We start from the raw sequence: 7,080 nt of genomic DNA, 5'->3' as shown, positions 1-7,080 counted from the left end.
ACATGCCGGACGAGCAGACCAAATCCGTGTCGGGCGATCAACTCTCCGGTCAATTCGACAATGCCTGGATTCAAGCCTTGGCCGGCAACATGACCTGGCGATTCTGATGTCTTGTAAACGAAAGAACGACGATTTCATCCAAGGAGTAAACACCACTATGAATCTATCCCGAAATTTGCTGATCGGTGCTGCACTGACCGGCGTCTTGTTGAGCGGTTGTACCTCGAAAGTCACTGAGCAAACCCAGTATTCCGGCTTCCTGGACAACTACAACAACCTGCAGGAAGTCAAAACACCCAGCGGTGGAACAGTGATGCGCTGGACCAGCCCGTCCTGGAGTTCGAATGCTTACGACACCGTGGTGTTCAACAAACTGGAGTTCTATCCAGCGCCCAAGCCTAATGAGCGGGTCAACCAACAGACGCTGACCGACATTCAGAACTACATGAGCAGCAAGGCTCAGGCCACGTTGAGTCAGAAATACCGTGTAGTGTCCAACACCTCATCCGCCCCGGCGGGTTCCCGGGCCCTGATCATGCGGGCGGCAATTACCGGGGTCAGTGCCTCTAACGAAGGCATGAAATGGTATGAAGTCGTACCCGTTGCGGCCGTTGTCGGCGCGACACAGGCCGCCACCGGTCACCGTGACCAGGACACCAACCTGTTCATCGAGGCCGAACTCATCGATGCGAGAACCAACCAGACCGTGGCCAAAATGGTGCGCAAGGTGTTTGGCACCACACTGGAAAACGAAAGCCAGCAGGTCACCGCCAAGGACTTCAAGGCGGCAATCGACAAGTTGAACGTCGATCTCTGGGCGTTCATCCGCAGTTAAGTCTCGTTTGAATCGCCAATAGCCATTGGCGGTTCAAAAGTGTTCAAGCACAGGATTGCTGACATGGGCCCCTATTCATCGGTTCGACTCTTTAGATTGCAAAGACCGTTACTTTTTGCATCGTTCGCCAGTGTACTTGCGTTAAGCGCTTGTGCATCTGTCGATGTCCGGACGATCAGTGGGTTCGTGACATGGAAACGATTCAACTTCGCAAGTTAAACACCAATAACGAGGTATACCGCAATGAAATCAATGCTTTTCAGGTTGACGGTCACGTTGATGACTGTGCTGGTCAGTGCCTGTTCCGTCGTAGGATCAACCGATGGCGGTGCCGGTGAAACCGAGATCCGCTCAGGCAAGATCGAGCAGATATCGTTGGCGCAGATGCAGACCAATCACGACAGTGGCGTCGGCGCCGTACTCGGCGGCCTTGGTGGTCTCGCTATCGGCAGCTTGATTGGTCATGGCACCGGCCGCGATGTCGCCATGGTTGCCGGTGCACTCGCCGGTGCTGCGGGCGGTAATTACGCAGAAAAGAAAAAGTATGACCAACCGATACAGGCACAACAGATCATTGTGCGAGTAAGAAACGGCGTGTTGGTATCGGTGACTCAGCCGATCAATCCGTCCTTGGGTAAAGGCATGAACGTTTACATCGAAGGTTCTGGCAATGATGCCCGAGTAGTACCGCAAGGCAGTTAAGGTTACTTGGGGCTTCTGCGCAACTCTGGTCGGTGCGAATCACTTCGGGTTTTGCAGACGCCCCTGTATTGAAAATGGGTCCATCAAGAGAGGCCCAGGTACAAGCCGCTTCACGCTAAAGAATTAAAAATATCAACAAGCGAAGCCAAGACCACATGATTACTCACGACGGCAATGCACTCATGGCTATTGAGGTGAAAATGAACAGGAAGTCTAACAGGGGCTGGACAATGGCGGCGGCGGTCGTCGTCGTGGGTTCAACGCTTTTCGCGGGGTGTGCGGGCAAGAACGATCCGATCGCGCAGGCAGACAAGGCGGATGTGGCCAAGGGCGTGGCCGCGCCGAGTCTGGAGCAGACCAAGGCGATCGCCGAGGAAGGCTTCATCTACGGCTTGCCGCTGGTCATGAACTACGCCGTGATGAACGAATTCGCGGTGGACTCCAGGTCCAGCCAGTTCAAGGCCCCCTTCAACCAGCTGCACAACGAGCATCGGGTCGCGACCCCCGCTGACACCGCCGTCATTACACCCAACAGCGACACCCCGTACTCCTTTCTCTGGGCCGACCTGCGCGCCGAGCCGCTGGTGATCACGGTGCCGTCTGTCTCCAAAAAACGCTACTACTCGGTGCAGTTGATCGACGGCAACACCTATAACTACGGTTACATCGGCAGCCGGGCCACGGCCAGCGCGGCCGGGAGCTATCTGATCGCAGGCCCTGACTGGAAGGGGGCGACACCGCCTGGCATCGACAAGGTGTTCAGCTCCACGACCCCTTTCGCACTGACGTTGATCCGCACCCAGCTGTTCAATCCGGCCGACATGCCGAATGTCGAGAAGGTGCAGGCGGGCTACAAGATCCAGCCGCTGTCCGCCTTCCTCCATCAACCCGCGCCACCCGCTGCGCCGAAGATCGCTTTCGTGCCGGCCACCACGGAGGGCATCAAGGCCAACTTCTTCGAGTACCTGTCGGCCGCACTGGAGTATGTGCCGCCATCGGCTGAGGACAAGGCGATCCGGGCGAAGCTGGCCAGCATCGGCGTAGGCCCCGGTCGCAGCTTCGAATTCAAGGACCTCTCGCTCGAGCACAAGGCCGCGATCCTGCTGGGGATGAAGGCCGGCGACGAGCAGGTCGACAAGTTCCTCGCGAGCGGCATGAAGAACATCAACGGCTGGAACGTCGGCGCGTTCTTCGGCGACCAGGCGTTCTACAAAGGCGACTGGCTGACGCGGGCTGGCGCCGCGAAGGGCGGTCTGTACGGCAACGACGCCACCGAGGCGACGTACCCCTACACGCGCACCGACGGCAGCGGCCAGACGCTCAATACCGGCAAGCGCAACTACACGCTGACCTTCCCGGCCGGTAAATTGCCGCCGGTCAATGCCTTCTGGTCGGTGACCATGTACGACGGCAAGAGCCAGCTGCTGATCAAGAACCCGATCAACCGTTACCTGATCAATTCGCCGATGCTGTCGGCGATGAAGAAGAACGCGGATGGTTCACTGACCCTGTACATCCAGAAGGATTCGCCGGGCAAGGCCAAGGAGGCCAACTGGTTGCCGGCGCCTGACGACACGGTTTATCTGGTGATGCGCCTCTACTGGCCGAAGGCTACGGCGCCTTCGATTCTTCCCGCCGGCAGCGGCAGCTGGCAGCCGCCGGCAGTGGTGGCATCGAAGTAACGCGAATTCGCGGCTGTTTGCCGATTGCAAGCAGCCGTTTGATTTGATTGCTCAAGCGAAGAGACCGCTGATACCTCCAGTCGGCACGCAAGTTTGAATACCGCCAGCATGGCATCTAACAGGCAGATTGATGTAGCGGTTTGTACGTTCGTCCGGTGCCGATTTATCGGCGCCTGGATTGCAGGACAGTGCCGGGCGCGCACCTTTGACCGGTGGTTGACGAGTGTGAGGGAGAACTGGAGAAAAATGCTTGAGTGCCTTGAGGGCTCTTACTCAATATCCCCAGATTTTACTTACATTTACTGCTTGGCTTTCGTTTCGTTGAGTGTATTAACGAATGACCCCTTTGTGTTTTGAGTACAAGCTTCAATCAGTTTTGGGGTTACTGTGAGGGTGCCATCGACATCCATTACGGCATCTACGGGCTTGCCCGATTTAGTAAAACCCTCAGCGAAAAAAACGGCGCTGGGGCGATACGTCTCATCCATCTCCAAAAAGTCGCCACACGTCCACTTGTCGACAGGAGTCTTGGGCGCTTTCGCGGCCAGGACCGTTGAGCTGGTCATTATTACGAGGGTAGCTACAAGCACTTGCTTTGCATTCATTAAAATTATCTCAATACGGAGTTGCGTGGTAGAAAGCGCGAATGCTCGTTAATGGGCATTCACAGTGACTGACTATAGGTCAGCATGATTGGACTTACCCCTACAAAACCGGACACCAACTCCCGTTAAATGGATGCCGCGGCCAAACGCCTGAACTCTCTCGGTGAGCGATAGTTCAAGGCACTGTGCGGATGCTTCTCGTTGTAGTGTTCAAAGGCAATGGCCAGGTTACGCAGCGCCGTTTCTTGATCCGGCTTGGGTATGTGCGCCACGTAGTCCCGCTTGATCGTCTTCACGAAGCTCTCGGCCATGCCGTTGCTCTGCGGGCTGCGAACCGGTGTGGTCGCCGGCTGCAAGCCGATCTGCCAAGCAAACGAGCGCGTCTGTTCGGCGGTGTAAGCCGAACCGTTATCGCTGACCTGCTGTTGGATTTCAGCCACCAACTCAGCGTCGTTCAAAGGCCTGCTTCGCCGTGTCTTGGGCGATACCGATTGCTTGATACGAACCGTTAATTGCGAGCGCGCCACACCAAGACATTCGCTGACCAGCTTCACTGGTAGTCCCCCGGCAACAAAGGTGAGTGCGCAATCCATTTTCACGACCGGGCGATCTCCACGGCTTCTTTGAGGATTTCTGCTTCCATCGTTTTGTTGCCCAACATCCGTTGCAGCTCACGGATCTGCTTGAGCGCATCGCTCAGCTCGGAGGCCGGCACCACGGCTTCACCCGCGCTGACCGCCGACAGGCTGCCGTCCTGATACTCATCCTGCTAGGTTGCCGCTGACCGAAAACTGACCCAGGTGTTTAGCTGCAGATAAAGCGGTAGCCACTTGCAGATCACGTTGGCATTGATGCCGTGGCTGATGGCAACGCTGGATAGGGTTGCGCCGGGTTGCAGGCATTCCTGAACAACCTGGGCCTTGAAGGGGGGCGGGTAAGCGTCCAGCCAACGGACGGCGGCGATCAGGAGCCTGATCCAGTCGGCACGCATGAATGATCCGTATGCCCACCTCAAAGAGGTGCTGATGCGGCCGCCGACGCAGCGAGCAAGTGAGATCGAACAGCCGATGCCGCATCCAGTGGGTACCTGCCTGGCTTACGCAAGGTGACTTCGGCAGACGCTTTCTAAAAAATGACGGATAAGGATCTTAAACTTCAAATAGCCGACGCACCTGCACGGGATCGGCGTTGCCGTTTTGTTCCAGAGGAAGGAAGTATCGTAGTTGCCATTGTTGTGTCCTGACGGCCTCTTTGGCGACGGGGTTGACCCAAGGTGGATAAACGCGGATGGCGCGTTTGCCGCCTTTACCGTCAATCGCCATGATGCCCTTTGATACCAGTGTCTTCTGGTCGAAAACAAACTGTCCGCGATGAGTTGCATCGAACACACTCACCACAACAAAGGCTACACCGTCAGCGACATCGAGAGGCGCAATGGTGCTGCCTGACGTCGGGCGCTTCCATATCGTGACGAACTGTCCAATCTTCGTCGGCGTCGTTTTAGCCACACGGAAGACAATGGTGCGTCCGTCGAGGCCAAAGCGGGAGGCACCATACTCGACACTCTCAGCCTCGCGCAGAGCCTGGTCCGTCAATTGCATTCCCGCCGGCTTGTACACATCCTGGATAGCCGCTATCAGATCGTTCGGAATATGGCCGAGGGCAGGGTCTGCCGCGCTTGCATACTTTGTGTCTGGGTCAATTAAATCGGATTTCAACGGGAACAGCTCCTAAACGACTCATTGACCATACGACCCATTTCAGAACATATGCTACGCCATTCGACATGCCGAAGCGGACTACGTGCGGTTACGTCGTGTGATCGCGCAAGGTGGGATAGCCAGACATCCTGGTAACTTGCGTCGATGGTGAAGCCGCGTCACATACACGAGGCAGGAGCCGTATGCGGTAGTTCCGCACGTACGGATCTGAGCGGGGGGGCGGCAGGTAACTGCCGTCCCTACCGCGACCGTTCAACGCTCGGCACGCTGCAAATAACGCCAGAACAATAATGCATAGACGATGTCACCCGATGCCGCTACAGGCAATGGCCAGGGGATGCTGCCCGCCAGCCAGTGACCAAAAACCAGCACGACAAACAGTACTTTCAGGATTATCCCGAGCAGGATGTAGGGGCGATAGTGCAGCGGATCGCGAGCGATCATCCAATAGGCCCAGCCGAATACGATAACCAGGCATGTGGTGAGTTGAATGAAGAGAGTTGAGGTGGGGGTAATTTGCAGCCCCAACAGTGCAGCTACGGGTCGCAGAGCTACAAGTAATGGAAGGCCCGCGAGTATGTTGAAGCAGGCGGCAGAAATAAACAGCTTGCGGGTATAACTGTCGGTCATGGGATCGTTCCTGAGAGGTGGTGACGTTTCGCATCACGCAGAGACATCCTGTAGCTTTTGAGTCTCAGCCAAGCAGCTTGAGCAATGCCGGATAGCTATTGGGGAACAGCCTGCTCATCCAGAACAAGGTGCTCGACTTGTTCCCTGTGATAATGCGTTTGGTTCCGTTGCGCAGCCCCCTGATGATGTCGCCGGCACAATCCTCCGGCGGCGTCAGCAGCATCTTGTCGGCAAGCGCTTTGAACTTTTCTTCTGTACTACCGGCGGCTTTACAGCGTCGTCCGGACTTCTCGATATTGGTTCGGATTCCGCCAGGGTGCACACACACGGCGCGTACACCGCTACCCTCAAGTTCCGACCATAGCGCTTCGGTGAGACCACGTACGGCGAACTTCGACATGTTGTAGGCGCTTTGCATCGGGAAACCCACCAGGCCAAATACGCTGGAAATGTTGACGATGCAGCCTTCTCGCTGGGCCTGCATCATCGGCAGGAACGCTTTGGTGCCGTACAACACGCCCCACAGGTTGATGTTGAGTTGCCACTCGTACTCATCGATGGAGGTGTTGGCAACCGTCCCGATGACGGAGGCACCTGCGTTATTGATGACGAAGTGCGCCGTGCCAAAATCGCGTTTCACCTCGTCGGCATGAGCCTGGAAGGCGTCCCAGGACGATACGTCCAGGATGTAACCTTTCGCTTTGCTGGCGTCAGGCAAGAGCTTCATGGTTCTGTCGAGACCCACCTGGTTGATGTCCGACAGGGCGACATGTGCACCCGCTTGCACCATCTGGATAGCCAACTCCCGACCAATGCCGGATCCTGCACCGGTGATGACGACTACTTTGTCTTGGAACATGTTTTTATCCTTCTTGTTTTGATTGGTTTCGCCACTACGCATTTTT

8 protein-coding genes and 2 pseudogenes are annotated in these 7,080 nt (G+C 56.4%); 3 read left to right on the top strand and 7 right to left on the bottom strand.

What is annotated here, in order from left to right:
* Positions 1-157 precede the first annotated feature (157 nt).
* The 3 genes from ACM6IK_RS17225 (at position 158) to ACM6IK_RS17215 (ending at position 3,219) form a co-directional block, all read left to right on the top strand.
* Entirely contained in the window at positions 158-835 is a 678-nt protein-coding gene (locus ACM6IK_RS17225; RefSeq protein WP_414875296.1) for a DUF3313 domain-containing protein, read from the top strand.
* Positions 836-1,078: 243 nt separating this feature from the next.
* Positions 1,079-1,537: a glycine zipper 2TM domain-containing protein gene (locus tag ACM6IK_RS17220; protein WP_414875295.1), complete on the top strand. Its 459-nt coding sequence runs from the start codon at positions 1,079-1,081 to the stop codon at positions 1,535-1,537.
* A 200-nt stretch (positions 1,538-1,737) separates the two neighbouring features.
* On the top strand, positions 1,738-3,219 hold the full coding sequence (locus ACM6IK_RS17215; protein ID WP_414875294.1) for a DUF1254 domain-containing protein: 1,482 nt from the start codon (positions 1,738-1,740) through the stop codon (positions 3,217-3,219).
* Between the two features lie 299 nt (positions 3,220-3,518).
* Here ACM6IK_RS17215 and hdeA read toward each other — a convergent pair whose 3' ends face one another.
* The 7 genes and pseudogenes from hdeA to ACM6IK_RS17180 form a co-directional block, all read right to left on the bottom strand.
* Positions 3,519-3,824, bottom strand: coding sequence for an acid-activated periplasmic chaperone HdeA (gene hdeA / locus ACM6IK_RS17210; RefSeq protein WP_095946012.1), 306 nt, complete (start codon positions 3,822-3,824; stop codon positions 3,519-3,521).
* Between the two features lie 125 nt (positions 3,825-3,949).
* Positions 3,950-4,240: pseudogene (locus ACM6IK_RS17205) on the bottom strand (integrase core domain-containing protein); the annotation flags it as partial.
* Positions 4,241-4,348: 108 nt separating this feature from the next.
* Positions 4,349-4,584: pseudogene (locus ACM6IK_RS17200) on the bottom strand (IS3 family transposase); the annotation flags it as partial.
* A 9-nt stretch (positions 4,585-4,593) separates the two neighbouring features.
* Positions 4,594-4,815: a transposase gene (locus ACM6IK_RS17195; RefSeq protein ID WP_414875293.1), complete on the bottom strand. Its 222-nt coding sequence runs from the start codon at positions 4,813-4,815 to the stop codon at positions 4,594-4,596.
* Between the two features lie 157 nt (positions 4,816-4,972).
* Positions 4,973-5,542, bottom strand: a complete 570-nt coding sequence (locus ACM6IK_RS17190; protein ID WP_414875292.1) for a MepB family protein — start codon at positions 5,540-5,542, stop codon at positions 4,973-4,975.
* A gap of 255 nt (positions 5,543-5,797) precedes the next feature.
* A complete protein-coding gene (locus tag ACM6IK_RS17185; RefSeq protein WP_414875291.1) occupies positions 5,798-6,175 on the bottom strand; it encodes a hypothetical protein in 378 nt (125 codons plus the stop codon).
* Between the two features lie 64 nt (positions 6,176-6,239).
* Positions 6,240-7,034 carry an SDR family NAD(P)-dependent oxidoreductase gene (locus ACM6IK_RS17180; protein ID WP_414875290.1) on the bottom strand — a complete coding sequence of 265 codons (795 nt, stop codon included), beginning with the start codon at positions 7,032-7,034 and terminating at the stop codon, positions 6,240-6,242.
* Between the last annotated feature and the right edge of the window lie 46 nt (positions 7,035-7,080).

This window comes from Pseudomonas sp. IT-196MI5, assembly GCF_949767415.1.
In the GTDB taxonomy this organism is placed as follows: Bacteria; Pseudomonadota; Gammaproteobacteria; order Pseudomonadales; family Pseudomonadaceae; genus Aquipseudomonas.
The sequence above is the reverse complement of the archived record's forward strand: the minus strand, read 5'-3'. Positions and strand labels throughout refer to the sequence as shown.